The organism is Paenibacillus sp. 1781tsa1 (assembly GCF_024159265.1).
GTDB lineage: Bacteria > Bacillota > Bacilli > Paenibacillales > Paenibacillaceae > Paenibacillus.
Map to the genome: position 1 here is coordinate 2,907,457 of NZ_JAMYWY010000001.1, position 26,406 is coordinate 2,933,862.

The window sequence follows — 26,406 nt, forward strand, 5'->3', positions numbered from 1 at the left end:
CCATGTGGAGGGGAAAATTTTGTTCAAAGGAAATACGTTTGTCCGGTTCAGTATCGCACTGGCGCTGATATTGGTTAATATCTATTTATTATCACGTGTGAGCTTCATCTTTCAGCCGCTTGTCACCATGATCACGGTCATTACCGTACCAATGATGTTGTCCGTGTTCTTTTATTATCTGCTGAGACCGCTTGTGAATTATATGGAGAAAAAGAAAATCAATCGCACGCTAAGTATTTTGCTAATCTATCTGGTTATTGCTATTCTGGGAGTGTTCTTCATCATTGGCTTATGGCCATCGTTACGTGAGCAATTGGTTAACCTGGTCGATAACGCACCGAATCTAATCAATTCATTAAGTGAACAGCTGAGAGAGCTTGAGCAGAATGGTGCCATTCAAGCCTTGTTCCCCGAGGGCTCAACACCTTTCTCTCAGATTACGGAGTATATCAACAAAGGATTTAACTTTGTGACCAACTATGTAAGTGGATTTTTCTCACTCGTTTCCAGTTTTGCGATCATCTTGTTTACACTACCGATTCTTTTGTTCTATATGTTGTTACAAGGCGAGAAGTTTGGTCGTAAATTGGCACATATCGCTCCAAAACGTTTCCAAAATGACAGCCGTGAAGTCGTAATTGAGATTGATCAGGCGTTGAGTGGTTTTATTGTGGGAAGAGTTTTGGTCAATCTGGCATTGGGTGTACTGATGTATATCGGTTTCTTGATCATTGGACTGCCATACGCATTACTGCTCACGGTAATCGCGGTCATCATGAACTTTGTTCCGTTTATCGGAGCGATTGTGTCGTCTGTCCCTATTGTGATCATGGGTCTCGTGGTATCACCATCCGTTGCCATCTGGTCTCTGATTATTATTCTTGTCGCTCAGCAGATTCAGGACAACCTGGTTGCACCGTACGTATTTGGCAAAAAGCTGGATATTCACCCGCTTACGACGATTATTCTGGTCTTGGGTGCAGGGGACCTGGGTGGAATTATTGCCATTCTGATTATTATCCCGGTGTATATGATCGTTAAAATTCTTTTGGTTCGAATCTATAATATGTTCTTCAAGGACAAATGGCAGAATGCATAGCATGTAAATTATTCGAAGGAGTGGAGCACATGTCTGAAATCATCGAAAAACCATATAACGAACCTGAATATATCGCACCTCAATCTGTTCAAATGGGTACCATTCACATCTCGAACGATGTGCTGTCCAAGATTGTGGGGATGGCCGCGCAGAGCACGAATGGCGTATCCTCCATGTCTGTGGGGCTGACTGAAGGGATTGCCAAGAGCATCAGCGGCAAGAGTCTGCAAAAAGGGATTGACGTACACGTCAAAGACGATCAGGCAACCATTCTGCTGCGCATCAACATTCAATATGGTAACAAGATGCACGAAGTCTGCCGTGAACTTCAACATAATGTTCAACAGGCTGTAGAGCAATTAGCCGGTGTTATGGTCAATGAAATTAAAGTGCAAGTTGTTGGCATATCCATGCCGGAGACGGTATAACCGAATGTAAGAGATAACGATTGTAAGGATTGAACAAATGCAAGTGATATGGATTAACAAAAACAGCACCTTCCCAAGTTAGCAACTTAACTGGGAGGGTGCTGTTTTATGTTTGCGATAATAAGTGGGCGCTTCGCCCATCACTTTTTTGAACATTTTGGAGAAAAGCAATGCATCAGTGTAGCCCACAGAACGGGCAATGTCACCAATGGTCAGACCGGGATCTAGGGTCAATTCGGCTGCCCTGCGCATCCGGTAATGGACCAGATACGACTGAATACTGCTTCCCATCTGGTCTTTGAAGAGAGAACACAGGTAACTTCGCTGCAAACCGACATGGGCCGCGATGGACTGAACGGTAATGGCATTGGCGTAGTTCATTTCAATAAAGTCCATTACCTGCGTTACGTATGTTTCCTTCGAATAATCCTGCATGGGTTGAAGATGCTCTGAGTTGGCCTGATCAATCAAAATGGAGAAGAATTGATACAGCAAACCAGTCATGCTGATCTCCCAGCCTTTGTGGTTGTGTCGCGAATTAATCATTCGATGCAGACAGGATCGCATCTCGTCATCCTCATTACCCAGCTCAAAAATCGGGTGATGCTCCGACAGACAAGCCTGCTGTAAAAAGGGTTGGCTATTGCTGCCTTGAAAAGCAACCCAGCTGTATTCCCAAGGGTCATCCTGATCTGCTTCATAATGAACAACAGAATGCGGAACAATTAGAAAACCTTGACCTTTGTGCAGGGTGTATGTTTTGCCTCCCACTTCGAAGGTGCCTTTGCCATTTAAAATATAATGAATTTTGTAATAGTCTCTCATGGCAGGGCCAAAGTGATGACCTGGTGTGCAGGCTTCCGTGCCATAATGAAGGAGCTGAAGCTCCTGAAAATGATTGCTTTTAAACATATACGTAATCAAGGGTATTCACTCCTGTGTGATTTCGTCTCATCTTGCATTTTAACATATTAATTCGTGTAAAAGATCAATAATTGAAGAATAGTTAATGTAGATAACAATCATTTTTCCATATGTTCAAAGTGGAATGCCATATCGTTTTGCCCGAGAAATGACTAAGATTAGAAGCAGCAAGGTAAACCATACAGGAAAGTGAGATTAACGATGCCCTATACTGCGAGTGAACAACGATATGATGAGATGAAATATGTACGTTCTGGTAAATCCGGAATCAGACTGCCGCAAATTGCACTGGGTCTATGGCAGAACTTCGGTGGTAACCGTACGTTGGATATTCAGGAAGAGATGATTTTGCGTGCCTTCGACCTCGGAATTAACCATTTCGATCTGGCGAATAACTATGGTCCACCTCCGGGATCAGCGGAAGAGAACTTTGGTGTGATTTATAAAAAACATCTGCGTCCTTATCGGGATGAGCTGCTCATCTCGTCAAAGGCTGGCTATCACATGTGGAATGGACCTTATGGCGAATGGGGTTCCCGCAAAAACCTTATTGCAAGCCTGGATCAAAGCCTTGGCCGGATGGGACTGGACTATGTAGACATTTTCTATCATCACCGTCCAGATCCGGATACACCTTTGGAAGAGACTATGACAGCGCTGGATCATATCGTGCGGCAAGGTAAAGCACTGTATGTGGGGTTGTCCAATTATAATGCAGAACAGACGCAAGAAGCGGTAACCATTCTGCGTCGTCTGGGTACGCCATGTCTGGTCCATCAGCCGAATTACTCCATGTTGAATCGTTGGATTGAAGACGGTTTGCAGGATGTACTGGATGAGCAAGGTGTAGGTTCAATTGCATTCTGCCCACTTGGCCGCGGTCAGTTGACGAATAAATATGTCGACAAGATAAAGGAAGAACGAGCCAATCCAACAGGCAATTTGAAAAAAGAAGCTTACACGGACGAACGGATTGCCAAGTTCGATGCGCTTCAGGCCGTTGCAGAAAGAAGAGGACAGACGATCTCTCAACTGGCTCTGAACTGGATCTTGCGTGGTAACCGTGTTACCTCCGCACTGATTGGTGCAAGCCGTGTGTCCCAGATCGAAGAAAACGTAGCTGCGCTCAGCGCACCGGACCTGACAACGGAGGAGTTGAATGAGATCGAAAGCATTCTTGACGGAATGGGTAATTATCCGTGGTAACATACACAGTATAGCTGTGTGAAAATTATAGTTAGACAAAGATTATGGTAATAAAAAATTAATATGAAATGGTGCCGTCCTGATGACCAGGAAGGTGCCATTTTTTTATATGTCATTTTCTTTATAGGATAAGATCTATTATAATAGTTCATTAATTGACCTATGTTTATTTTTTTGGAATGAGCCTAGTTCATAGCACCTGGTCCTAGGATTTAGGGTATAATATATAGAAGCTTTACATTTGAACTACGAAGGAGAGGCTCCATTTGAACTTTGAACAGTGGATTTCGCCTGAAAGCTATAACCTGACATCCGAGATGGAGAATCATCCATCAGACCGGATTGCACTTAGATGGCTCAGCGATCAACGAGAATTGGAAGAGATCACGTATGGTGATTTATTCAAGCAGGCGAATCGTCTTGCTGGAGGTTTGCGTGAACTTGGACTGGAGAAGGGTGATCGGGTGCTGGTCATGGTACCACGCCGTATCATTGCCTATGTCATTTACATTGCTTGTCTGAAATTGGGGATTGCCGTTATTCCTTCCTCCGAGATGTTACGGGCTAAAGATCTGGAATATCGTCTGCGTCACTCTGAGGCGCGGGCTGTTATTGTATGGTCCGAGACGACTTCGGAAGTGGAAAAGATGGACGCGGATCTGCCGTCACTGACACATTGTATCGTAGCATCTCCTAATGGTGAAGTTGGCGTACCTGCTGAAGGTTGGGTCAATGTGCATGAGTTAATGCAAAATCAACCCGATGAGATGGCTGCAGTGGAAACTCACCGTGATGATACAGCTATTCTTGCTTATACTTCAGGAACAACAGGTAATCCCAAAGGAGTTGTACATAGCCACGGTTGGGGATATGCCCACCTGCGGATCGCTTCTTCCTTATGGCTGGATATTCAGCCTTCAGATACCGTATGGGCAACAGCGGCACCTGGCTGGCAAAAATGGATCTGGAGTCCGTTCTTGTCGGTACTCGGAAGAGGCGCGACCGGATTGGTCTACAATGGATCATTCCAGCCCAAGCGTTATCTGGAGTTGATGCAGGAACATCAAATTAATGTCCTTTGCTGTACACCAACCGAATATCGGTTGATGGCCAAAGCCGATGATCTTGGACATTATGATCTGTCCCATCTGCGCAGTGCTGTTTCAGCCGGTGAACCGCTCAATCAGGAAGTCATTGAAATCTTCCAACGTCACTTCGATCTGACTATTCGAGACGGATATGGACAGACCGAGAGCACGTTGTTAATCGGCAGTCTCAAAGATGCGCCTGTACGCATTGGTTCCATGGGTCAGTCGATTACACCTGGATTGATTGAAATTATTGACGAAGAGGGGCAACCTGTTCCTGCGGGTGAAGTAGGAGATATCGCGGTACACAAAGAGATGCCGGCTTTGTTCCGGTCCTATTATCAGGATGAGGGACGGAAGGAAGCGAGTCAGCGTGGCGAGTATTTTGTGACAGGGGATCGTGCACGGAAAGACGAAGAAGGGTACTTCTGGTTTGAAGGCCGCAGTGACGATATCATCATCAGTTCGGGTTACACCATCGGACCATTCGAAGTGGAAGAAGCACTCATGAAACACGCCAGTGTGAAGGAATGCGCGGTGGTTGCGAGTCCGGATGAGATCCGTGGCAATGTGGTAAAAGCATTTGTTGTACTGCGAGATGATTCACTGGCTTCACCAGAACTGATGCGTGAATTGCAGCACCACGTCAAAGAAATCACAGCACCTTATAAATATCCACGTAAGATCGAATTTGTTACGGATCTGCCGAAGACAAACTCAGGCAAAATCCGCCGGATCGAGTTACGTGAACAAGAAAAACGAAATAGTTAAATCATTTTGTATAGATGAAATTTTGGAAATTAAGTCTGCGGAGTGAGAGAGAAGGAATCGATTCTGCAGAAGCTAAAGCGGTCGTATTTGTCTCCGAATTTTATTTTAACCTTTGAAAAATACGATGAAGAAAATTTGGAGACAACGACGATCTAAAGAACGATCCTTCGCTGTAACGGCCACTCAATAGAGTCCAAGTCAATTGCAATCCATGTCATAATATATGAAACAGGAGTGAACACAACCATGAGTCAATTTGAACAAACCTTTGAAAAGTCATTGGAACAATACGCAGAACTGGTTGTCAAAGTCGGCGTAAATATTCAAAAAGGACAGGATCTGCTCGTCACTGCACCCATCGAAACACTTGAATTCACTCGCTTGATTGTTCAAAAAGCGTATGCAGCCGGAGCGAAGTATGTGCAAGTGGAATTCGATGACGACAACATTACCCGCAGTCGCTTCGAGCATGGCTCGGATGACAGCTTCGATTATTATCCAGCCTGGAAAGGCGACATGATGGAGAAGTTCGCCGAAGCTGGCGGAGCAACGTTGACGATCAAAGTACCTGACCCGGATCTGTACAATGGGATTAATTCGGACAACGTCTCCCGTGCGACTAAGGCTGCTGCTCAAGCACGTAAAGGATATGCCAAATACACACGTAATCATGAAATTAGCTGGTGTTTGATCAAAGCACCGACCAAGGCTTGGGCGAACAAAGTGTTTGCCGACATCCCGGAAGAAGACCGAATCAACGTGATGTGGGAAACCATTTTCAAAATGAACCGTGTTGATGGTGGAGACGCCGTACAAAATTGGAGAGAGCATCTGGATACTCTGAATAGCATGAGTGATCTCCTGAACCAAAAGAACTATAAGAGCCTGCATTACCGTGCGCCAGGCACAGACCTGAAAATTGAGCTAGTCCATAACCATATCTGGGGCGGTGGCGGCAGCGAAAATAAACAAGGCGTATATACGGTCGCCAATATGCCGACTGAAGAAGTATTCACCATGCCTAAGCGCAGTGGGGTGAACGGTTATGTTAGCAGCACCATGCCTCTGAACCTGAACGGGCAGCTGGTTGACCAGATGAGAATCACCTTCAAGGACGGACAAGTTGTTGCCTTTACGGCAGCATCAGGCGAAGAGCATCTGAAGAACCTGTTTGCCACCGATGAAGGAGCACGTTACCTGGGTGAAGTGGCACTCGTGCCTCATGACTCCCCGATCTCCAACTTGAATCGTATTTTCTATAATACGGGGATTGATGAAAATGCATCTTGCCATTTGGCTGTTGGAAGTGCGTATCCATTCAACATGAAAGATGGCACAACGATGTCTAACGAAGAGTTGCTGAAGCATGAGTGCAATGTGAGCCTGACTCACGTCGATTTCATGATCGGTTCCGCAGAGCTGGATATCGATGGTGAGTTACAGGATGGTACAATCGAGCCGGTATTCCGTAAAGGCAACTGGGCATTTTAATTTCTAATCTAGCTAATCATAATAAAAGTACTGCACGAGAAAGTGACTTCACCTGAAGTCACTTTTTTCGTTACCTCGTAACATGGATTACACAGGTTTAACAGGCACACATAATTCGCACCAATGCTGATGAAGCAGTTCCCAACGATATCGTTCTATAACCGGCTTATTGTCCATCTAATAACCACTTGTTTGTAAATGAGGTATGATTACACGCCATGCCTGCTGAATATCTTCTGCCGTATGTCTCACCTTATAGATGAGATAGTCTCCGCCCGATAGCTCACCAATCTCAATCAGATCATCTTCCAGACGTTCAGATTCAGTGATAACAATACAGGCATCATATCTACATTTTTCTGGCGGAGTAGTAGTTGGGTCATCTTGGGGAATACCCAGTAATGTTGCTGATTCATGAAGCAGTTGGTTTCTGTCTGCCGATTGTTTCAGCGTATTCATCGCTTGGGCATTGGCTGGACCGTAAGGCCCCACTTGTCGAACATAGGCAAGGTGACATGACGGGAGGTTTTCAATATACATTTGCATGGAATTCTTCCTCTAAATATGGTTTTATCTTACATATTGGATGCTAACATGGTATAAAAAATATTGCATAATGAATTGATTCCCTGTACCAAAACTCGTAGAATAGGAAGGATATGTTAAAGGATGTTCTAAGAGAACAGGAGGGGAAGAGTGGGATATGGATATCACCTATGCCTTCACGGATAAACGGTTCAGGCAAGTTGTGTTGGATCGTTTTTGTAATGAGAGGGGGTTCATTCAGGAGAGTGACGTTTGTGAGGTTGAGACATTGCAACTTTCTAATCACGATATTCGTAATCTGGATGGAATCGAGTATTTCAAGGGTCTTCAAGAGTTGGATTGTGCCTATAATCAATTGACGGGTCTGGATCTTGCTCAGAATCACATGCTCAGGACGTTACGTTGCAGAGAGAATCAACTTCTTACTCTGGACCTCCATTCCAATTCAGAATTGCAGGTGCTCGATTGCAGCTTTAATCGACTTCGCAAATTGGATCTTTCTCATAATTCCAAACTTGTCACGCTGGAGTGCCATTGGAATATGTTGTCGGAGCTAGCTTTGGAGCGCCTTGAACAGTTGGAGGAACTGAGTTGCAGTTATAATGCTCTTTTCACTCTTGAGCTTGAACACAATATACACCTGCGGCGACTTGATTGCGCCAACAATTACATGTTGGAACTTGATGTAACCGGTTGTCCAAACTTGATTGAGCTTCGTTGTAACCACAACCACATAAAAAAGTTGGATATTCATTCGAATTTGGTTTTGGAAAGTGTCCGTTGTTTTAACAACCATATCAGTGAGCTGGATATTCGCCATAACGTGCAACTAAGAGAGCTGTACTGTTCCGAGAACAAATTAACCGAGTTGGATTATAGCGCTAATCCCAAGTTGGAGAGACTGCAATATGCAGACAATCTGATTTTTGAATCCAATCATGAAGTTCAGGGGATGGGTGTGTTTCAGTATGACGCATCGATGTCCAACTATCGGATTCGCTTACATATTCAGGATAAAGAACTGGCAGTCACTGCACAGGTTTCAACCAAGACAGAGATGGAAGCCTTATCCCCATATATGGAAGCGATGTGGAAACGGTGGGACATGCTTGGTGAGCAGGCACTTAAAACCATTGCCGAGGCTCATCCGGACGAAGATATCAATGAATTAATTTTGGCTGATGTAGAATTTCAGGGAGATCAATATCTTCGATTGGGTTATGATGCGGGGCATACACCTGCTGGTCGACTGTACATATATGCGGAGTTTGACGATGAGTTTCACATGTTGGATACGTTGATCTATGAAACGTATTAAAGCCACGAGATCGTGGCTTTTTTGCTTGTTATTTTGTTATATTATATGTTATTCGGCTTGCATTTTGTTGAAGCTAACATATTCATTGATTGGTTTACGGTAACCGCGTGGGCGCTGTTTGGCTTCCGACTTTTTGCCGATGGTGATCATCATGACAGGTACATAATGGTCTGGGATATCCAAACTCCGTTGCAGTTCTTCCGAGTCAAAACCAATCATTGGACAAGTGTCCCAACCGCGATCCTGAGCGATCAGCATCAATTGCATGGCAGACAGGCTGGCATTGCGAATTGCATCTTCACGTTGGAAGAATCTGCCCCGAGATTCGTAAAATTCGGTGACACTTTGGGATTCTTGCTCATATTGGAACGGAGTGAGGGCGCCCAGATTCAGCAAGCCTTCGTTAATGGTGCGGATATGATGGTGTGCGTTGACATCACCCAGAACCACGATGACCGCAGAAGCTGTTTTTACTTTATATTGCTGGGAAGCTTCATAGACTTTCTCTTTCTGTTCCTCGTCTTTGATCACAAGATAGTGGGTATGTTGCAGGTTAAAGGCAGATGGTGCAAATTTGTTCAGGGCAAACATCTCTTGCAGTTCAGACTCCGAAATCTCAATTCCTTCTTCAAAAATAACGGCCGACCTGCGGTTTTTAACTAGATTCTCGAACTCACTCATGATGGTTTCCCTCGCTTATGTATGATTTATAAAATTACTATAACACACTTAGTTACTTTATGTAAGTGTTATTTTTGAATAAGACAAGGTTTGCCTGCCATACGCTAGAATAAAACACTAGAGGTGATTCATGAAAGCTCTCATCACAAGATTTAAGGGAAGACATGACCCGCACGAATTTCGGGTATATGTGATCCAATCTTCGACGTTAAAACGTTTTGTCGTTATGGAGATTATTTTGGGTTCCATCGTGTACAATGTCGCACTATATTTGTGCCATAATGCACTACTTGCTGGCGCAGGCTCTTGGGCTGGAACTGAAAGTCTGAAGAGACTGCCGCTGGTCTTTAGAAGAATCGCAGGGACGTGATGAAGTGTTCAAATGAAAAAGATTGAAGCAGAAGAGGGCCAATAGCGGCCCCATCTTCTACTTCACCCTTGCTATCTATAATTAACTTCTTTTATCTAATCGGATAACTGACGAAGCATGGTGTTCTTGCCTACCTTATTTGGCTCGTTCCAAATATTGCTCCAGTGTAAGTTTCTGATTGGTAATTTCACCAGCAATATATACTCCCACATAACGTACATGCCATGGCTCATAGGAATAACCAGTTAATTTCTCCTGGTCTTTGCTATAACGAATGATGAATCCGTATTTGTGGGCATTGGCTTTTAGCCATTTGCCTTCTTTGGTGTTGCCGAAGCTTTGCTGAAGATCATAACCGGCGGAAGCGCTGGAGATATCCATTGCAAGACCCGTTTGATGTTCGCTTTGTCCTGGACGAGCACTTGTTTTATTGGCAACAGCTTCACCTTTGATGCTGGCATTCCGGTCAAAGATCGATTTCTGAGTTGCATAAGAGCGATAACCAGACACGGCTTTGATATCAATGCCGTCTTTTTTGGCTGCAGCAAATAATTTTTCAATAGCGGTTGCAGCCACTTTACGCATTTGTTTCTTCGGACTTGAGCCTGAGAAGCTAAAAGGAATATTAGGTACAACCAAATCTTGAGGTGCGTAAGTCGAAGGCAGATTTCTCTTTTTATTGACAAGTACAACTGTACTGGACACATTGGTCACGGTTGCCACATTTTTAATCGTTTTGATCGTACGACCAGGTGCATTATCATGCAGAAATTGAGTGAAGCTGGAGCTTGCAGCAGACGCGACGGGATTCAGGTTTGAAGTGATGGGAAACGTAGTAAAAGCAGAACCTGCTACAACAGAGCCTATGAGAATTGTAGATATGATGGATTTACGAGTAAAAGGTTTCATGATGTGTGTTCCTCCTCGGAATATATGAATCTATATACCGAGTATACTAGAGGATTATATCCATAGGTTCTCCAATTGTTTCCGAGTTGTAAACAAAGTTTGCTATATACGTTGAACCAAAGATATTTACACTGGACACTACGATGATAGAACAACCTTCCGATCGCTGTTATCCCCAGATTTTACGAATTCCCCTTATAGGGGAAAATCCGGGGATAGCGTATGCTTCCGATGCAGCTTTCTTGCAGAAAGCTTTTAGGCGAACGCTTCGCTTCTTCTAGTTGTTTCTGTCCTCTCCGTTTCGTGTAAATGTTAAGTTCAATTTATATAAAATCTTCTTTTTGCAACTCTCGTAGAGGCAGTATACATGAAAAAAACCGTTGCATTGGAGGCAACGGCTTTTGATGTGAAGAGAGATACTACTAGATTACTTCAAGTATGCTGGAGACTGGGTTACAACATGCAGGCATCAGTTCCACTGGAGCTGCCCACAGTTACTGCACGGGTGTCACGAACGCGAACGTTAGCGCTGAGCACACCGGAGTCACTGCTTAATTTGAAAGAAGGATAATTTTCTTCTGTATCCAGCTTCATGTGTTGTTCGAGGTTTAGTTGTTGCTTCGGATCAACATAGAACGGAACCAGATTGGTTTCGATCTGAGCGTCAAGAGCCGCGAGTTCATCAACAATGATAATCGCAATAACTCCGTTACATCCGCAACCTTCCAGATCATAGATTACTTTGAAGTATCCAGGTTGGTCATTCAGGCTTTCCGTCAATCGTTTTGCAGCCAGGTCTGTAATTTGAATATACATATAGGTACACTCCTTTATATGTGGTCGTGATTGTAAGTGGTAAAAGAACTCATTCAGCTTCTATTCTCATTATACCACTATGTGAAAAATCAAAGCATTTATTTTCTTGACTGATCAGTCTGGAAAAGGTATTCTTTATTTAATGAATGGGGAGGTGAGGTCTGAAATTGGGAAGAGCCAAGGAATTTGACACGGAAACTGTTTTAAGAAAAGCAACGTCTGTATTTGGAGCGTACGGTTATGAAGGTACATCTTTGAGCTTACTGCTGAGTGAACTTGGCATTGCGCGGCAAAGCCTGTATGACACATATGGAACGAAACATGATTTATTTGTTTCAGCGCTTAAATTCTATATTCAACAGAAGACAGAGGCGGGCATCAGACTATTAAGTGAATGCACAAGTGTGAGGCAAGGCATGGCACAGTTGTTCAACGAAGTGGTTAACGTGCTCACAGACGATGAACGTCGTAATGAATGTTTCATCATTAATAGCGCGGTGGAGCAGGCACCACAAAATCACGAAATCGCAGCTTTTATTCAAACCACTAACCAACAGATGGAAGATGTCTTTCATACTGCGTTGCTACGAGGCCGGAGGAATGGCGAATTGAAGCATACAGAGGAAGAATTGCCTGGTCTTGCCCGTTTTCTGAATTATTCCCGACTTTCATTGACCTTCACGGCGAAGAGCGGTGCAAGTGCCGAAGCGCTGCGAGATTTTGTACAAATGACCTTAAGGGCTATGGATTAAAGATTCACATGATTTGAGCATGAACATTCATAAATGTTTTTTTGAAAATGAACGCGTATGGCGTTTATTTTTTAACATTTATAGACTGATTGGTCTGGAAAAATAACGCCAAACAAAACTGAAGGAGGAAGTAAATATGAATAATGATAAACCGGTGACACTGATTACAGGGGCTAATGGAAAGACAGGAAGCCGAGTTGCGGCTATACTTCAAAAGCAACAATATCCGGTGCGCTTGGCAGGAAGAACTAAAGCATCTCTTTCTGGTTCTGGTGATAACTATGTCTATTTCGATTGGTATGATTCCGAGACGTATGCTCAGGCATTGAAAAATGTGAACCAGGTGTACCTTGTCGTGCCAGTCATGGACATGAATCCAGAAGGCGTCATGATTCCGTTCATCAAGGAAGCATTGTGGAGCGGCGTTAAGCGATTTGTCTTGCTCGGCAGTGCTTCGATCGATGAGAATGGTCCTATATTTGGCAAAGTACATCAGTATTTAAAAGCGCATGCTCCCGAGTGGGCTGTTCTCCAACCATCTTATTTTATGGAGAATTTTACGGAGGGACCACATCGGGAGACAATGAAGCAACTCGATAAAATCTACAGTGCTGCGGGTGACGGGAAAATTGGATTTGTCAGCGCAGATGATATTGCGACTGTTGCCTTCCGAGCCCTGACAGATGTTATTCCTCATAATACAGAGCATGTGATTACAGGGCCGGAGACGTTATCCTATGGGCAGGTTTCCAACATCATTAGTCGTTTAATGGGTCAATCCATCCAGCATGAATCTTTGTCCGATGATGAATTGAGGAACAGCATGATTCAAGCCGGGATGCCCGAAGACTATGCAACAGCTCTGGCAGGATTGGATATTGCCATCCGTGAAGAAGGCCTAGAAGATCAAGTAACGGATACCGTGCTGAGATTGACGGGGGATGACCCGATTTCGTTTGAGCAATTTGTTCAAAATCATATGGAAGTATGGAAATAATGGAAGAAACATATTGTATTTAAATAGAAGACGGTGCCTAGTGCCCGTCTTTTTGCCTGTCTACCAGCATGTTGACATCGTTGATTGAAATATGGATCTCTGGATAATCATAGGCACTACGGACAGCAGTGATTATACGAACACACTTTTGGGGAAATAGATGAGGATGAATGTTAGGGCGTGTTTTGAGACACGCCCTAGATAAAGGGGCGAAGAGAGCGGATGATTCAGTTCGAAAATGTATCAAAACAATATCCTGATGGAACTACGGCTTTGCGTCAGGTTAACCTCAACATTAACAAGGGAGAATTGTTTGTCATGATTGGTCCGAGTGGATGTGGCAAAACCACCATGCTCAAAATGATCAATCGCCTGATTGAGCGAACAGATGGAGCAGTGCTCATTAATGAACGCTCAATTGATGAATACAACATTCACGAATTGCGCTGGAATATCGGATATGTGTTGCAACAGATTGCACTTTTTCCGCATATGACGATTGCTGAAAATATTGCGGTTGTTCCTGAACTGCGAAAATGGAAGTCAGATCAGATCAAGCAGCGCGTACATACGTTGCTGGACATGGTTGGTTTGCACGGAGATACGTACAGTGAGCGCAAACCTGCCGAACTATCAGGTGGACAACAGCAGAGAATTGGTGTGTTGCGTGCACTCGCTGCCGATCCCGAAATTGTATTGATGGATGAACCATTCAGTGCACTCGATCCGATGAGCAGGGAGAAATTGCAGGACGATATTCTGGATATCCAGCGTCAGATGAAAAAAACAATTGTGTTTGTCACCCATGATATTCAGGAAGCGATGAAGCTGGGCGATCGCATCTGCATTATGAAGGATGGAGAAGTATTGCAGGTAGGTACCCCGGAAGAGCTGATCCAGAATCCAGCTAATGATTTCGTACGTGAGTTTGTCGGAAGTCCTAATGGGGACACGAATTCACAACCCGTATTTGATCTTGAATCGATCATGTCACCACTTTCCCCTGGTCATGTGCCCAAATCGGCCAAAACTGCCGTTCCCGTATCTACTACGCTACCGGAGTTGGTTGAGATTATGAGTTCTCACGACCATTTGCTGGTTGAACGCAACCGACAGATTATTGGCGAGATCAATCGGGCCGATCTGATGAAATACTGGTCTGGTCAGTTACAGGAACGAGGTGAAGGACATGAGTAGATTCACGGAGGTGTTCAGCGAGCGTAAAGGCCAGTTGTTGTCTGCTCTGCTGGAACATATTCAGATCTCTTTTATCGCATTGTTCTTCGCTGTTCTCATCGCTATTCCGCTTGGTATATACCTTACACGGAAACCAAGAGTGGCTGAACCAATTATCGGGGTTACGGCAGTGTTGCAGACTATCCCATCCCTGGCACTTCTCGGATTACTCATCCCATTGTTTGGTATAGGAACACTTCCTGCAATTATCGCTCTGGTGGTGTATGCGCTGCTTCCTGTACTCCGCAATACGTACACAGGCATATCCGAAGTTGATCCTTCCATGGTCGAAGCGGCGAATGCGATGGGTATGAATAGTCGGCAACGTCTAATCAAAGTAGAACTGCCACTGGCGATGCCTGTGATTATGGCCGGAATTCGGACTGCTATGGTCCTGATTGTAGGAACGGCCACCCTTGCTGCCTTGATCGGCGCAGGAGGCTTGGGTGCATTAATCTTGCTGGGCATTGATCGCAATGATACGGCACTGATCATCCTTGGAGCCATTCCGGCTGCCTTGCTGGCTATTTTGTTTGATGTATTACTGCGTCAGTTCCAGCGGTTATCCTTCAAGAAAACCCTGGTTACCCTTGGTTCGCTGGCTCTAATCGCAATACTTGTGATTACCATTCCCTTCTTGGCACGTGGAGGGCAGAAGGATCTCGTAATTGCTGGCAAACTGGGAGCTGAACCGGAGATTCTGATTAACATGTACAAATTGTTGATTGAAAAAGAGACGGACCTGACCGTTGAACTTAAACCCGGATTAGGCAAAACGCCATTCCTTTTCAATGCACTCAACTCAGGTGATATTGACATCTATCCCGAATTCACCGGTACAGCGATCTCCGAATTCATGAAGGAGACGGCAGTCAGCACCGATCGGACAGAGGTGTACGAACAGGCCAGAGATGGAATGCTGAGCCAGTTTAACATGGTACTTCTGAAACCTATGGATTACAACAACACGTATACGTTGGCCGTTCCACAGAGCATCGCAGACCAATACAATCTCAAGACTATTTCGGATCTCAAACCGGTTGAACAGCAGATGAAGGCAGGATTCACGCTGGAATTCTCGGATCGGGAAGACGGTTACCTTGGTATTCAGAAGAAGTATGGGATTGAATTCCCGAACGTTGCAACAATGGAACCGAAGCTTCGCTATGGGGCTGTTCAACGAGGCGATATCAATCTCGTAGATGCTTACTCCACCGATAGTGAGTTGAGACAATATGAACTCGTTGTGCTGGAAGATGATCAGGAATTGTTCCCGCCGTATCAAGGTGCGCCGATGCTTCGTCAAGAAACGGCAGATCAATATCCACAACTGGTTGAGGTGCTGAATCAGCTTGCTGGAAAGATAACGGATGACGAGATGCGTCAGATGAACTATGACGTGAACGTGGATGGAGCGAATCCCGAGCAGGTGGCAACGGAGTACCTTAAACAGGCTGGATTGCTCTAACGTTGTGTATCCCAACAATAGACGTAACAAAAGGATGAGGAGGAACTACAATGACTCAAGAAACTTATGACTTGATTGCGATTGGCACAGGAAGTGCGGCAAGTTCTGTCATCACCCGTTGCGCTGAAGCTGGCTGGAAAATCGCTGTGATTGATGAACGTGAGTTCGGCGGAACCTGTGCACTGCGCGGCTGTGATCCCAAGAAAGTGCTGGCCGGAGCCGCGGAGCTGATTGACTGGAATGAGCGTATGCAAGGGAAAGGAATTCAGGGACAGGCGACTATCAACTGGTCTGAACTTATGGCCTTTAAACGTACCTTTACCGAGAGCATCCCTAGAGCAAGCGAGGATAAATTCAAACAGGCAGGAATGGACACGTTCCATGGTAAAGCTTCATTCGTGGATGAAGACCATATTCAAGTTGGGGAAGAAGTGCTTCATGGCAAACACATCCTGATTGCTACTGGTGCACGGCCTGCGCCCATTCAGATGGAGGGTTCAGAGCATCTCGTATATAGTGATGATTTTCTGGATCTGGAACAGCTGCCGACTCGATTAGTGCTGATAGGCGGTGGATATATTGCATTTGAGTTTGCGCATATTGCGGCCAGAGCCGGGACGGAGGTCCACATCCTGCATCGGAGTGAACAGCCGCTGAAATCATTTGATGCGGAGCTGGTTGAATCTTTATTGCAAAAATCGAAAGAGATCGGCATTCATGTTCACTTGAACGCAGAGGTGAAGTCCATACGGCAAGAGGGAAACGCCTATGTCGTTCATGGCACGCGCAATGGTGCAGATCACCAGTGGCAGTGCGGACTTGTCGTTCATGGAGCCGGGCGTATTCCTAATGTGGATGGGCTGGAATTGGAGAAAGGCAACGTCAGCTACAGCAAAAAGGGTATTACGGTGAACGAGTACTTGCAAAGTGAAAGTAATCCGAGAGTGTATGCTGCTGGAGATGTAACCGATACGAAAGGGTTGCCTTTGACCCCGTTAGCAGGTCAGGAATCCCGGGCTGTATCGTTCAATTTGTTGGAGGGAAATCAACACAAACCAAATTATAAAGTGATGCCTTCCATTGTGTTTACTGTCCCAGCACTTGGAGCTGTAGGGATGAGCACGGAACAAGCCGAAAAAGAAGGCTACGAGGTGCAGGTAAATGATATGTCGAAGTGGTATACTTACAAGAGAACTCATGAAAAATTTGCCATGGCCAAAGTGGTGATCGACAAATCAACCGGTCGCATTCTGGGCGCGCATGTGCTCGGGAGCAAGACGGAAGAATTGATTAACCTTTTTGCAATGGCGATTCAGTTCGATCTGACTATCGATCAGTTAAACACCATGAATTTTGCATATCCTACTGCTGCATCGGACCTGGGTTCTCTAGTGTAGAAATGATGATAAAAGCCCCTTGGGACGGAAGGATGAAAATAACGATGTCATCGGATTTTGTAGGACTTCTTGAAGGCAAGTGGACGAAGGAACCTGTTGCTGCACGGATGGAGGGGGATCGTTTCGTTGTGGAAGCTAGGGAAGGCAGTGACTTCTGGGAAAACACATTCTACGGGTTCTGTCATCGGGATGGACACGCCATACTTGCTCCATGGGACGGAACGGAAGCTATTGAGGTATCTTTTGATCTAAGTTCATTTACCGAGTTATATGATCAGGCGGGGTTGATGTTATGGCACGGAGAAGATCAATGGATCAAGGCCGGAGTTGAGGTTAATGACGGTGTTGCTCATGTTGGAGCTGTCGTGACGGATACATATTCGGATTGGTCCCTATCTCCTGTACCTGAGTGGGGTGGGCGAATTGTGACGATCAGAGCCTCCTACAGTAATGAGGCTGTTGTCATTCGGGCTCGTACAGATGAGCATCCTTGGCGTACGATTCGGGTTGCACGGTTTGCCTATCCGACGAACAAACACGCAGGCCCATTTCTATGTTCACCGAAGCGTGCAGGGTTCGAGGTAGCCTTTACCAAGTGGAAATCCACGCCACCCGATGCTGACTTACACACAGATCCTCCGATTACGGATTAAAACAAGTTAAGATGCACGCTAAACAATGAAATTTGAGCAAGTATATCTCGCTACAAAGAAAGACAACACAAATAAGCAAGTCTTCCGTTAATGGAGGGCTTGCTTATTTTCGTGCTTAAACTTTGCACCCTGAAAAGTATTCCAGATGCTCATTTTACAATTCACCGGGGGGCGCAAGTTTTTTCGCATTTACAACGTCGGTCCTTGCAAACTTTTAAGTTTAACGTTTATTTACTCGTATCCGTATCCTGGGATTGGGGGTTGGTCTCTTTTTCACCCTTATCATCATTGGACTTATTGAACTCCAGCATACGCTCCTCGTAATCATCCAGGAACCATAACGGGTCCATGCTGTCTTCCTCACCGTTGTAATTGATTACGATTTCTTCGCCAGCCTTGATGTCTGTATACGCATAGAAGTCAAAGGTGTGGTTATCAAAATTGATATCATAGGTAGCGTTAGGTTCATAGGAGTGGTTGATCAGACTGCCGTAGCCGAGCAGAATGGCGGTATGATTCGCCCCATATTCGAACACGTAATCTTCCAAAATCGTTTTTTCGACATGCTCATGATCCTCATTCGGGTAAGGCACAACGGGTGCCTGATGGATAAGCGTTCCTTTCGCAATATCAACAGTAGCAAATACCCCGCGGTTAAACTCACCACCATCACCTAACTTGGATTGTTTCACTTCAATCATATTCTTCACCTGATGCTCTTCGAAGAGCTCCGTTCTATATAGTAGTAATTCGTTAAGGCAAAATTTTAACCCATACTTTCATATAAGGCAAATTTCAGACAAAAAGGTGCAATATTTTTTAATAGGGCGTTGAGTTGTGCAGGATATAACGCTTATAATATACAAAGGAGCAATTTGCATAAATCCCCTGAGCGTCTTCCAATCAGCAAGATATAGATCGAAATGATTTTGTTCGTCTATATCTTGTACCCGTGAGCGGTATGATTCGAATTATGCAAAATGCTGAAAGAATTAAGTCTATATAGAAAAGGTGTCATGAATGAGCATATTAAATGTAGAAAAATTAAGTCACGGTTTTGGTGACCGTGCTATCTTTAACGACGTTTCATTCCGCCTGTTGAAAGGCGAACATATTGGTCTGATCGGGGCTAATGGTGAAGGTAAATCCACCTTCATGAACATTATTACAGGAAAGCTTCAGCCGGATGAAGGCAAGGTGGAGTGGTCCAAACGGATGCGTGTTGGTTACCTGGACCAGCATGCTGTATTGAACAAAGGCCAATCGATCCGTGACGTTCTTCGCGGCGCGTTCCAGTATTTGTTCGACATGGAACAGGAAATGAATGATATGTATGGCAAAATGGGCGACGTAACTCCTGAGGAGCTTGAACAACTTCTTGAAGACGTGGGTACGATTCAGGATACGCTGACAAACCAGGATTTCTACATGATCGACGCCAAAGTGGATGAAACCGCACGTGGTCTGGGTCTGACGGATATTGGTCTGGATAAAGACGTCAATGACCTGAGTGGTGGACAGCGTACCAAAGTACTGCTTGCCAAGCTGCTGCTGGAAAAACCGGACATTCTGCTCCTGGATGAGCCTACGAACTATCTGGATGAATTGCATATCGAATGGCTGAAACGTTATTTGCAGGAATATGAGAATGCTTTTATTCTGATCTCTCACGATATTCCGTTCCTGAACAGTGTTATCAACTTGATCTATCACATGGAGAATCAGGATCTGACCCGTTATGTGGGCGATTATGATCACTTCCAGGAAGTGCATGAGATGAGAAAACAACAACTCGAATCGGCGTATAAGCGCCAACAACAAGAGATTGCTGATCTCAAGGACTTTGTAGCCCGGAACAAAGCAAGTGTGGCAACTCGTAACATGGCAATGTCCAGACAGAAGAAACTCGACAAGATGGAAGTCATCGAGATTGCTAAGGAAAAACCGAAACCACAGTTCAACTTCCGTGATGCAAGAACGTCCGGCAAGCTCATTTTCGAAACCAAAGGTCTTGTGATTGGTTATAACGAACCATTGTCCAGACCACTGGATCTGCGTATGGAACGGGGACAGAAGATCGCCCTCGTTGGTGCGAACGGAATCGGTAAAACAACCCTGATGCGCAGTATTCTGGGTGAAATTCAGGCTCTGGAAGGAACCGTTCAACGCGGTGAACATCTGGAGATTGGTTACTTCCAACAAGAGATGAAGGATGCCAACTACAATACGTGTATTGAAGAGATCTGGCAGGAGTTCCCATCGTATACCCAATTCGAAGTGCGTGCTGCACTTGCAAAATGTGGTTTGACAACAAAACACATTGAGAGCAAAGTAGCTGTACTAAGTGGTGGCGAGAAAGCCAAAGTGCGTCTCTGTAAGCTGATCAATAACGAAACCAACCTGCTTGTACTCGATGAGCCGACGAACCATCTGGACGTTGATGCCAAGGAAGAGTTGAAACGTGCGCTCAAGGCTTACAAAGGCAGTATTCTTCTGATTTCCCACGAACCGGAATTCTACCGTGATGTAGTTACGGAGACGTGGAACTGTGAGTCCTGGACAACAAAAGTATTCTAAACAGAGGTTGTTCAAAAAGTCACGCACTAATAATACGAGCGAGCTTGCGAACAAGCTCGAAGCGTGAGAATAGGCGCGAATTTTGCTTGCAAAACAGGCAGAACTCGCGCCTTTTTTGCGTGGTTTTAACGAGAAATGTTGGAGCCCAATTCACAGTTGACAGCTTGAATAAGGCAATAATATAATTCAAGAAAGCGATTACATTTATATATTAGAAACCTGTTTCACTGCATAGGGGCGAAGAAGACACGGTATTCCGTATGGGTACCATTTTGCACTTAGAAGGGAAGACGGGTCTTTTTTTACTCTTCAATGAAACCGGTTTCATTAAAATAAGGAGGTGGACCCCGCTTTTGTACTGCCCGCCGGCTGCTGAGGATAGGCTGAGCAACAATATCGCGCCTTTAAGAACCATGCTTTCATCTTTCACGCCAAAGGAGAGAATGAACATTGGATAAACTCAGGAAACCCATGATATTCATGTTATCTGCAACACTTGCGCTGTCTTCCGGACCGTTGATGCTACCGAGTAAGGCGTATGCCGATCTGGGGAGTATACCCGCCACGTTGCTGCACGACGATTTTTCGGATGGGGATTACACGGAATCACCTGCGTGGAACGTAAGCTCAGGCAATTGGGAAGTGATTTCTGACCCGACAGATGCGTCCAACTTTACGCTTTTCCAGAGCGATACCAATGAAGGCATCATCTCTACAGGAGACTCCATGTCGGACATGGCCGTATCCATGCGCTTTTACACGGGGAACGGTCAAGGATATCCGGGAATATTGCCGCGGTTTCAGGATAAGAGCAACTTTTACTATTTTCAAATGCAGGTTCCCAATAATAAACTCGTTTTCTCCAAACGGGTGAACGGATCAGATACAACGTTGAAAACGGTGGACTATGCGTTTAACAAAGATACGTGGTACACACTCAAAGTGGTGTTATCAGGTACCACCATTCGAGGGTATATCGCCGAAAATGGCTCCGACCGGTTGATATTCGATCTGGTCGATCCTACATACGGTTCAGGTACTGTGGGCATTCGGAATAAGTGGCAATCGGTACATGCAGATGACGTGACCATTGCCGAGCGACCGCCTGAGAACGATATTCAGCTCTCTATTGCTGAGCAGATGGCGTCTTCAGTTTCCTTGCAATGGTCTGAACTCGCGGGTGCAACAGGCTATCGCCTGTACCGTTCCTCTACGCCTGAAGGCGGTTATTCCTTGGTAACCAACACCGGAACTGTGGGATACACAGATGAAGGATTAAGCGGGGATACGGTCTACTATTACAAGCTTGCCTATGAATACGGAGGATTAACTGAATCCTTGTGGTCTGCGCCGCTGGAAGTACGAACTACAGCGACGGCTCCTCAAGCTCCGAGCGAATTGAAGGCCGAAGCACTCAACGCAACGAGCGTGAAGTTATCTTGGTCCGCCGTGGACAAGTCAATTGGTTATCGTGTGGTTCGGGCCGAAGCTGGCAGTGAGCAATACGAGCAGATCTATGAAGGGAAGGGGCTTGTTTTCACAGATGAGGGACTTGAGCCCGGCAACAGCTACAGCTATCGCGTGACGGCCTACAACGCAGCTGGGGAGTCAACGTTCACTGTTGCAGAAGCCACGACGTATTCCATTGACTCTCCTGCAGAGTTTGCTGCCACAGCTGTGACGGATACATCCGTCTCTCTGGGGTGGAATGCCCTTACTGGATCTGATGTAACTTATACGCTCTCCAGGTCTACCAGTGCTACGGGTACGTATCAGCAGGTCTACAGTGGGAATGAAAGTACGTTTAATGATAGTGGTCTGACGATGGGCACAGGATATTTTTACATCATTCAGGCGACCGTGGACGGCGTAACTTCTCCAGCATCCGCACCGTTGGGTGTTGCCACAGTTCGCACAAGCATTACACCAGGGCAATTGTGGCCAGATCTGGACGGTCAACCGATCGATGCGCATGGGGCTGGTTTTTTCTACGATGAACAGACGGAGACCTATTACTGGTATGGCGAATATCATAAGGGCGGCTGGCCAGCGGTTGGTGTGCGTGTGTATTCTTCCAAGGATCTGATGAACTGGACAGATGAGGGCATGGCTCTATCGACACTTCAATCCATGGATGATTTTGACAATGATCCGTTGATTTCCAAATTGTATGCGGGGCGTGAAGACCGCGTGGATATCTGGGCAGATATTCGCAAAGGACGAATCATTGAACGACCAAAGGTCATCTACAACGACAAAACAAAGAAATACGTGATGTGGGCCCACATGGATGGTGATAAGGACCCTTATAACGATAATGCGAACTACGGTAAGGCTCGCGCCGGTTATGCAATCAGTGACTCTCCGACAGGGCCTTTTGTGTATCAGAAGAGTTACCGGATGGACAGAGCTCCGGAAGGGGAGAAAGATTACTTCCCAAGCGATAAGGGCATGGCACGTGACATGACGTTGTTCAAGGATGATGACGGTACCGGTTATCTGATATACTCCAGCGAAGAAAACCTGACGCTCTATATCTCCAAACTGAATGAAGACTACAGTGACGTAACAGGGTGGCATAAGGAAGGACGAACGGATGAAAAAGGCAATCCGGTACGTGATTCGACCTATCAGGCTGAGTATGGCGTAGATTACGTGCGTGTGTTCCCGGGAGGGCAACGCGAAGCACCAGCGATGTTCAAGTATCAAGGAAAATATTATATTTTGACTTCCGGAGCTTCCGGCTGGGCCCCTAATGAAAACAAAGTGACGGTGGCGGATAACATTTTTGGCCCGTGGTCAACGCAGACCAATCCATTCGTTCGCACGTTGCCAAGTGATCCCGATCCAGGCAAGGCATTTGGCACACAGACCACATCCGTCATTCCGGTCGATCCGGAAAAAGGCAAGTTCATTTACGTGGGGGATACGTGGAATGGTGGCAATTTCTCGAATGACGCCGCAAAATACGTGTTCTTGCCAATTGAGTTTGGAATAGGCTCCGATATCGCGATCAAGTGGTATAACAGTTGGAAACCTGAGCTGCTGAATTCGATGGGCAAGGTTGATATCGCTGATCCGTTGCCAGAAGCCGTGGCGCTTGGCAAAGTACCATCCTTGCCAACGAGATTGAACGTACGCGACAGTGGTGAACTGGTGTCAACACCAGCAGTATGGACGATTGATAACCGGGCCATGACGGCAGAAGATTTCGCTAAGCCAGGACCGCTCACGTTACAGGTAACGACACCGGAATATAACAACAAAAAGCAGGCGGTTCGTGTAAACGTCATTCCAGAGAATGCACTATATTTTGTGAACAGCGGGGGTTACGAAACGGCTGATTACAATCTTATGGGTGCGTATATGAAAGGAACACTTGCGAACCCGGGAACGGCGGACCAGATGTACGTTCCGGCAGAGGGTCGCAATTGGGGATACACCAGCGCAGATGCACTGTCATCCGGCTCGAATGGCGGAGATATTTTCTCGACCGTACGTTATCTAAACGGTGGCAATATCAGCAATTCTCCTAAAGGTACAGACTTAACCTACAGATTTGATGTACCGAACGGAACATATGATGTGTACGCCGGATTCAACGATCCTTGGACGAATGCATCGCGCAGAGCTAATTTCATCATCAATGGCACCAATACCGGTGCAATTACTTTTACGCCTGCCAATGTTAGAGCCCATAAAGCCATCAGCGTGTCGGACAACAAGCTGGAGTTAACCGTGCGCAATACGGCATCGCAAGACCCGATGATTAGTTGGATAATGATCGTTCAGCCAGATGCTACGCCACCTGTTAATGACAGTGCTGGTCTCAATGCGGATGCGGTGGATTCAACGAGCGCAACACTTCAGTGGGATGCTCAACTTGGTGCAGCAAGCTACAAGCTCTACCGCTCAGATCGTGAGCAAGGTGAGTACAAGGTGGTCTATAACGGCAATGGAAGGGAGTATACGGACAGTGAACTGAACTCCGGAACAGAATATTATTACAAAGTGGAAGCTTTGGATGCGACGGGGCAATCCTTAAGAGGTGTATCTTCCGCTTATCAGGTGAACACGGCTCAGCAGAGCGCTGCCGATGTAGCTACAAGCATTACAGCATTGGAACAACCTTCCGCAGGTGCGAAAAAACTGAAGTTACCATCCGTGCCGGAAGGTTTCACGGTGAAGATCGCTTCCAGTTCGGTACCGTCCGTCATTCAAACCGATGGAACGATTACTCCACCATCTAAGGAAACAACAGTAACTTTGGAGTTGGAAATTACTCGAGCTTCTGACGACAGCAGAGCCCTGACTGTACCGTTGACGGTGAAGGTGCTCGCATCTGTTCCTTCCCCTGGAGGTACGGACCCTGGTTCGGGCGGTAATCCAGGCGGCAATTCCGGTGGGAATTCAGGAAATGGTTCTGGTTCAGGCGACAATGGCGGACAATCAGGAAGTGGAAGTCCAAGTGCAGAGAATGCTACACCACAACCTAAACCTGAGAAAGACCGTTCAGTTCTGGAGTTGCGGGGACAGTCTGACCAGAAGGGTGTAGTGCAGTCCAACGTGGATGTTTCAACGATTAAAGAGGCTTTTCAAGTTGCACCCTCAACAGATGCGGGTCAGCGCTTGGTTGAACTTCGGCTGAAGCCGGTTTCGGGAGCAACGGCATATGAAGTATCTCTGCCTGCCTCTGCGTTAATAGATCAGGGTGAGTCACATGTGTTCAACATTGTTACAGAGCTGGGGATGTTGGAGCTTCCTGCGACACTGTTAACGAAGGATATCGTTGGTGATGGGGTTGGATCAATCCGATTGGTCAGAACGGAGTTACCAAAAACAGTCGCAGATCAGCTTGGCACGCAATATGGAGTCCAGCTTGAACTTCAACTGGATGGTCAACCATGGCCATCGGAAAGCCAGTTAATACTTCGTCTGCCATTCCAATCATCACAAAATGCTCAGCAGGATCGGATTGTAGCATTTGCCATTGGTGCGAACGATGTGGCAACACCATTGCCGCAAAGTTACTACGATCAAAACAGCGGGCAGCTTGTATTTTCCGTAACATCACTCACAGGAAATTATGCTGTTGTGCCTGTGGAGCAGACATTCGCAGATCTTGCAGAAGTGCAGTGGGCCAAGAAAGCGATGGAGGCATTGGCAGTCCGAGGTGTGATTGATGCAGCGGCAAGCGGTGATTCCACGCAGTTACATCCAAAACAGGAGATGACCCGCGGCCAATACATGCAATGGTTGATGACGGCGCTGGGCTTGAATGTTTCTTCCGGGAATGCGTTCTCTGATGTAAACGAAAAGGCTCCGTACTACGAAGCAGTTACAGCTGCGCGTTCGCTAGGTATCACCAGTGGTACCGGTGACGGGCGCTTCTTGCCAGAGTCCACGATCACTCGTCAAGAGATGATGACGTTGACAGTCAGGGCACTTGCGGCGGCTGGACTGGTTGACGCCGAGACGGCTGCAACAGATAACCTTACTCGTTTCCGCGACGCTTCCGAGATTCGCTCCTATGCCCGGGATAGTGTGGCATTACTTGTGGATCTTGGCATCGCACACGGGTACAACGGTGAGGTGAAACCACTTGCCGAAGCGACCCGAGCCGAATCGGCTACGTTGTTATATGCGATGATGAGCAAACTGGTATGGCAGAAATGATGA

20 protein-coding genes and 1 pseudogene are annotated in these 26,406 nt (G+C 45.9%); 15 read left to right on the top strand and 6 right to left on the bottom strand.

Going from position 1 to position 26,406, the window contains the following annotated elements:
- Nucleotides 1-19 precede the first annotated feature (19 nt).
- The gene (locus NKT06_RS13115; RefSeq protein WP_253434729.1) at nucleotides 20-1,099 is read left to right on the top strand and encodes an AI-2E family transporter; all 1,080 of its coding nucleotides are present in this window, start codon (nucleotides 20-22) and stop codon (nucleotides 1,097-1,099) included.
- Between the two features lie 29 nt (nucleotides 1,100-1,128).
- Nucleotides 1,129-1,527 carry an Asp23/Gls24 family envelope stress response protein gene (locus NKT06_RS13120; protein ID WP_253434732.1) on the top strand — a complete coding sequence of 133 codons (399 nt, stop codon included), beginning with the start codon at nucleotides 1,129-1,131 and terminating at the stop codon, nucleotides 1,525-1,527.
- A 78-nt stretch (nucleotides 1,528-1,605) separates the two neighbouring features.
- Here the strand turns inward: NKT06_RS13120 and NKT06_RS13125 are convergent, their stop codons facing one another.
- On the bottom strand, nucleotides 1,606-2,451 hold the full coding sequence (locus NKT06_RS13125; RefSeq protein WP_253434735.1) for an AraC family transcriptional regulator: 846 nt from the start codon (nucleotides 2,449-2,451) through the stop codon (nucleotides 1,606-1,608).
- Nucleotides 2,452-2,652: 201 nt separating this feature from the next.
- Here NKT06_RS13125 and NKT06_RS13130 point away from each other — a divergent pair, with 201 nt between their 5' ends.
- From NKT06_RS13130 to NKT06_RS13140, 3 genes are all read left to right on the top strand, one after another.
- Nucleotides 2,653-3,657, top strand: a complete 1,005-nt coding sequence (locus NKT06_RS13130) for an aldo/keto reductase (protein WP_074094841.1) — start codon at nucleotides 2,653-2,655, stop codon at nucleotides 3,655-3,657.
- Nucleotides 3,658-3,974: 317 nt separating this feature from the next.
- Entirely contained in the window at nucleotides 3,975-5,516 is a 1,542-nt protein-coding gene (locus NKT06_RS13135) for an acetate--CoA ligase (RefSeq protein WP_253442526.1), read from the top strand.
- A gap of 246 nt (nucleotides 5,517-5,762) precedes the next feature.
- Nucleotides 5,763-7,007 carry an aminopeptidase gene (locus NKT06_RS13140; protein ID WP_253434739.1) on the top strand — a complete coding sequence of 415 codons (1,245 nt, stop codon included), beginning with the start codon at nucleotides 5,763-5,765 and terminating at the stop codon, nucleotides 7,005-7,007.
- A gap of 177 nt (nucleotides 7,008-7,184) precedes the next feature.
- Here NKT06_RS13140 and NKT06_RS13145 read toward each other — a convergent pair whose 3' ends face one another.
- Nucleotides 7,185-7,553: an AraC family transcriptional regulator gene (locus NKT06_RS13145; protein WP_367399856.1), complete on the bottom strand. Its 369-nt coding sequence runs from the start codon at nucleotides 7,551-7,553 to the stop codon at nucleotides 7,185-7,187.
- Nucleotides 7,554-7,710: 157 nt separating this feature from the next.
- On the opposite strand from NKT06_RS13145, the gene NKT06_RS13150 reads away from it, so the two are divergent.
- On the top strand, nucleotides 7,711-8,871 hold the full coding sequence (locus NKT06_RS13150) for a leucine-rich repeat domain-containing protein (RefSeq protein WP_253434742.1): 1,161 nt from the start codon (nucleotides 7,711-7,713) through the stop codon (nucleotides 8,869-8,871).
- Between the two features lie 48 nt (nucleotides 8,872-8,919).
- Here the strand turns inward: NKT06_RS13150 and NKT06_RS13155 are convergent, their stop codons facing one another.
- Nucleotides 8,920-9,552 carry a nitroreductase family protein gene (locus tag NKT06_RS13155; protein WP_253434746.1) on the bottom strand — a complete coding sequence of 211 codons (633 nt, stop codon included), beginning with the start codon at nucleotides 9,550-9,552 and terminating at the stop codon, nucleotides 8,920-8,922.
- Between the two features lie 130 nt (nucleotides 9,553-9,682).
- Here NKT06_RS13155 and NKT06_RS13160 point away from each other — a divergent pair, with 130 nt between their 5' ends.
- Entirely contained in the window at nucleotides 9,683-9,922 is a 240-nt protein-coding gene (locus NKT06_RS13160) for a hypothetical protein (RefSeq protein WP_253434749.1), read from the top strand.
- Nucleotides 9,923-10,057: 135 nt separating this feature from the next.
- On the opposite strand, the gene NKT06_RS13165 is transcribed toward NKT06_RS13160, so the two are convergent.
- Entirely contained in the window at nucleotides 10,058-10,831 is a 774-nt protein-coding gene (locus NKT06_RS13165) for a M15 family metallopeptidase (protein WP_253434752.1), read from the bottom strand.
- 453 nt (nucleotides 10,832-11,284) lie between these two features.
- Nucleotides 11,285-11,647: an iron-sulfur cluster biosynthesis family protein gene (locus NKT06_RS13170; RefSeq protein WP_253434755.1), complete on the bottom strand. Its 363-nt coding sequence runs from the start codon at nucleotides 11,645-11,647 to the stop codon at nucleotides 11,285-11,287.
- Nucleotides 11,648-11,814: 167 nt separating this feature from the next.
- Between NKT06_RS13170 and NKT06_RS13175 the strand changes: the two genes are divergently transcribed.
- The 6 genes from NKT06_RS13175 (at nucleotide 11,815) to NKT06_RS13200 (ending at nucleotide 18,150) form a co-directional block, all read left to right on the top strand.
- Nucleotides 11,815-12,399: a TetR/AcrR family transcriptional regulator gene (locus tag NKT06_RS13175; protein WP_253434758.1), complete on the top strand. Its 585-nt coding sequence runs from the start codon at nucleotides 11,815-11,817 to the stop codon at nucleotides 12,397-12,399.
- A 136-nt stretch (nucleotides 12,400-12,535) separates the two neighbouring features.
- Complete coding sequence (locus tag NKT06_RS13180) at nucleotides 12,536-13,396, top strand: ergot alkaloid biosynthesis protein (RefSeq protein ID WP_253434761.1); 861 nt, start codon at nucleotides 12,536-12,538, stop codon at nucleotides 13,394-13,396.
- A gap of 222 nt (nucleotides 13,397-13,618) precedes the next feature.
- Entirely contained in the window at nucleotides 13,619-14,593 is a 975-nt protein-coding gene (locus tag NKT06_RS13185) for an ABC transporter ATP-binding protein (protein WP_253434764.1), read from the top strand.
- Nucleotides 14,586-16,100, top strand: a complete 1,515-nt coding sequence (opuFB, locus tag NKT06_RS13190) for an osmoprotectant update ABC transporter permease/substrate-binding subunit OpuFB (protein WP_253434767.1) — start codon at nucleotides 14,586-14,588, stop codon at nucleotides 16,098-16,100. The genes NKT06_RS13185 and opuFB overlap by 8 nt, the downstream gene beginning before the upstream one ends.
- Nucleotides 16,101-16,150: 50 nt before the next feature.
- Nucleotides 16,151-17,497, top strand: a complete 1,347-nt coding sequence (locus NKT06_RS13195; RefSeq protein ID WP_253434771.1) for a dihydrolipoyl dehydrogenase family protein — start codon at nucleotides 16,151-16,153, stop codon at nucleotides 17,495-17,497.
- A gap of 44 nt (nucleotides 17,498-17,541) precedes the next feature.
- Complete coding sequence (locus NKT06_RS13200; RefSeq protein ID WP_253434774.1) at nucleotides 17,542-18,150, top strand: DUF1349 domain-containing protein; 609 nt, start codon at nucleotides 17,542-17,544, stop codon at nucleotides 18,148-18,150.
- 314 nt (nucleotides 18,151-18,464) lie between these two features.
- On the opposite strand, the pseudogene NKT06_RS13205 reads toward NKT06_RS13200, so the two are convergent.
- Nucleotides 18,465-18,851: pseudogene (locus tag NKT06_RS13205) on the bottom strand (SET domain-containing protein); the annotation flags it as partial.
- Between the two features lie 319 nt (nucleotides 18,852-19,170).
- Between NKT06_RS13205 and NKT06_RS13210 the strand changes: the two are divergent.
- Both NKT06_RS13210 and NKT06_RS13215 read left to right on the top strand, forming a co-directional pair.
- On the top strand, nucleotides 19,171-20,727 hold the full coding sequence (locus NKT06_RS13210) for an ABC-F family ATP-binding cassette domain-containing protein (protein ID WP_253434780.1): 1,557 nt from the start codon (nucleotides 19,171-19,173) through the stop codon (nucleotides 20,725-20,727).
- A gap of 450 nt (nucleotides 20,728-21,177) precedes the next feature.
- Entirely contained in the window at nucleotides 21,178-26,403 is a 5,226-nt protein-coding gene (locus tag NKT06_RS13215; protein ID WP_253434784.1) for an S-layer homology domain-containing protein, read from the top strand.
- Nucleotides 26,404-26,406: the final 3 nt, after the last annotated feature.

Excerpts from the sequence above, each read along its gene's own strand:
- NKT06_RS13120 (WP_253434732.1), top strand. The coding sequence starts at position 1,129 with ATGTCTGAAATCATCGAAAAACCATATAACGAACCTGAATATATCGCA.
- NKT06_RS13130 (WP_074094841.1), top strand. The coding sequence starts at position 2,653 with ATGCCCTATACTGCGAGTGAACAACGATATGATGAGATGAAATATGTA.
- NKT06_RS13135 (WP_253442526.1), top strand. The coding sequence starts at position 3,975 with ATGGAGAATCATCCATCAGACCGGATTGCACTTAGATGGCTCAGCGAT.
- NKT06_RS13140 (WP_253434739.1), top strand. The coding sequence starts at position 5,763 with ATGAGTCAATTTGAACAAACCTTTGAAAAGTCATTGGAACAATACGCA.
- NKT06_RS13145 (WP_367399856.1), bottom strand. The coding sequence starts at position 7,553 with ATGCAAATGTATATTGAAAACCTCCCGTCATGTCACCTTGCCTATGTT.
- NKT06_RS13150 (WP_253434742.1), top strand. The coding sequence starts at position 7,711 with ATGGATATCACCTATGCCTTCACGGATAAACGGTTCAGGCAAGTTGTG.
- NKT06_RS13155 (WP_253434746.1), bottom strand. The coding sequence starts at position 9,552 with ATGAGTGAGTTCGAGAATCTAGTTAAAAACCGCAGGTCGGCCGTTATT.
- NKT06_RS13160 (WP_253434749.1), top strand. The coding sequence starts at position 9,683 with ATGAAAGCTCTCATCACAAGATTTAAGGGAAGACATGACCCGCACGAA.
- NKT06_RS13165 (WP_253434752.1), bottom strand. The coding sequence starts at position 10,831 with ATGAAACCTTTTACTCGTAAATCCATCATATCTACAATTCTCATAGGC.
- NKT06_RS13170 (WP_253434755.1), bottom strand. The coding sequence starts at position 11,647 with ATGTATATTCAAATTACAGACCTGGCTGCAAAACGATTGACGGAAAGC.
- NKT06_RS13180 (WP_253434761.1), top strand. The coding sequence starts at position 12,536 with ATGAATAATGATAAACCGGTGACACTGATTACAGGGGCTAATGGAAAG.
- NKT06_RS13185 (WP_253434764.1), top strand. The coding sequence starts at position 13,619 with ATGATTCAGTTCGAAAATGTATCAAAACAATATCCTGATGGAACTACG.
- opuFB (WP_253434767.1), top strand. The coding sequence starts at position 14,586 with ATGAGTAGATTCACGGAGGTGTTCAGCGAGCGTAAAGGCCAGTTGTTG.
- NKT06_RS13195 (WP_253434771.1), top strand. The coding sequence starts at position 16,151 with ATGACTCAAGAAACTTATGACTTGATTGCGATTGGCACAGGAAGTGCG.
- NKT06_RS13200 (WP_253434774.1), top strand. The coding sequence starts at position 17,542 with ATGTCATCGGATTTTGTAGGACTTCTTGAAGGCAAGTGGACGAAGGAA.
- NKT06_RS13210 (WP_253434780.1), top strand. The coding sequence starts at position 19,171 with ATGAGCATATTAAATGTAGAAAAATTAAGTCACGGTTTTGGTGACCGT.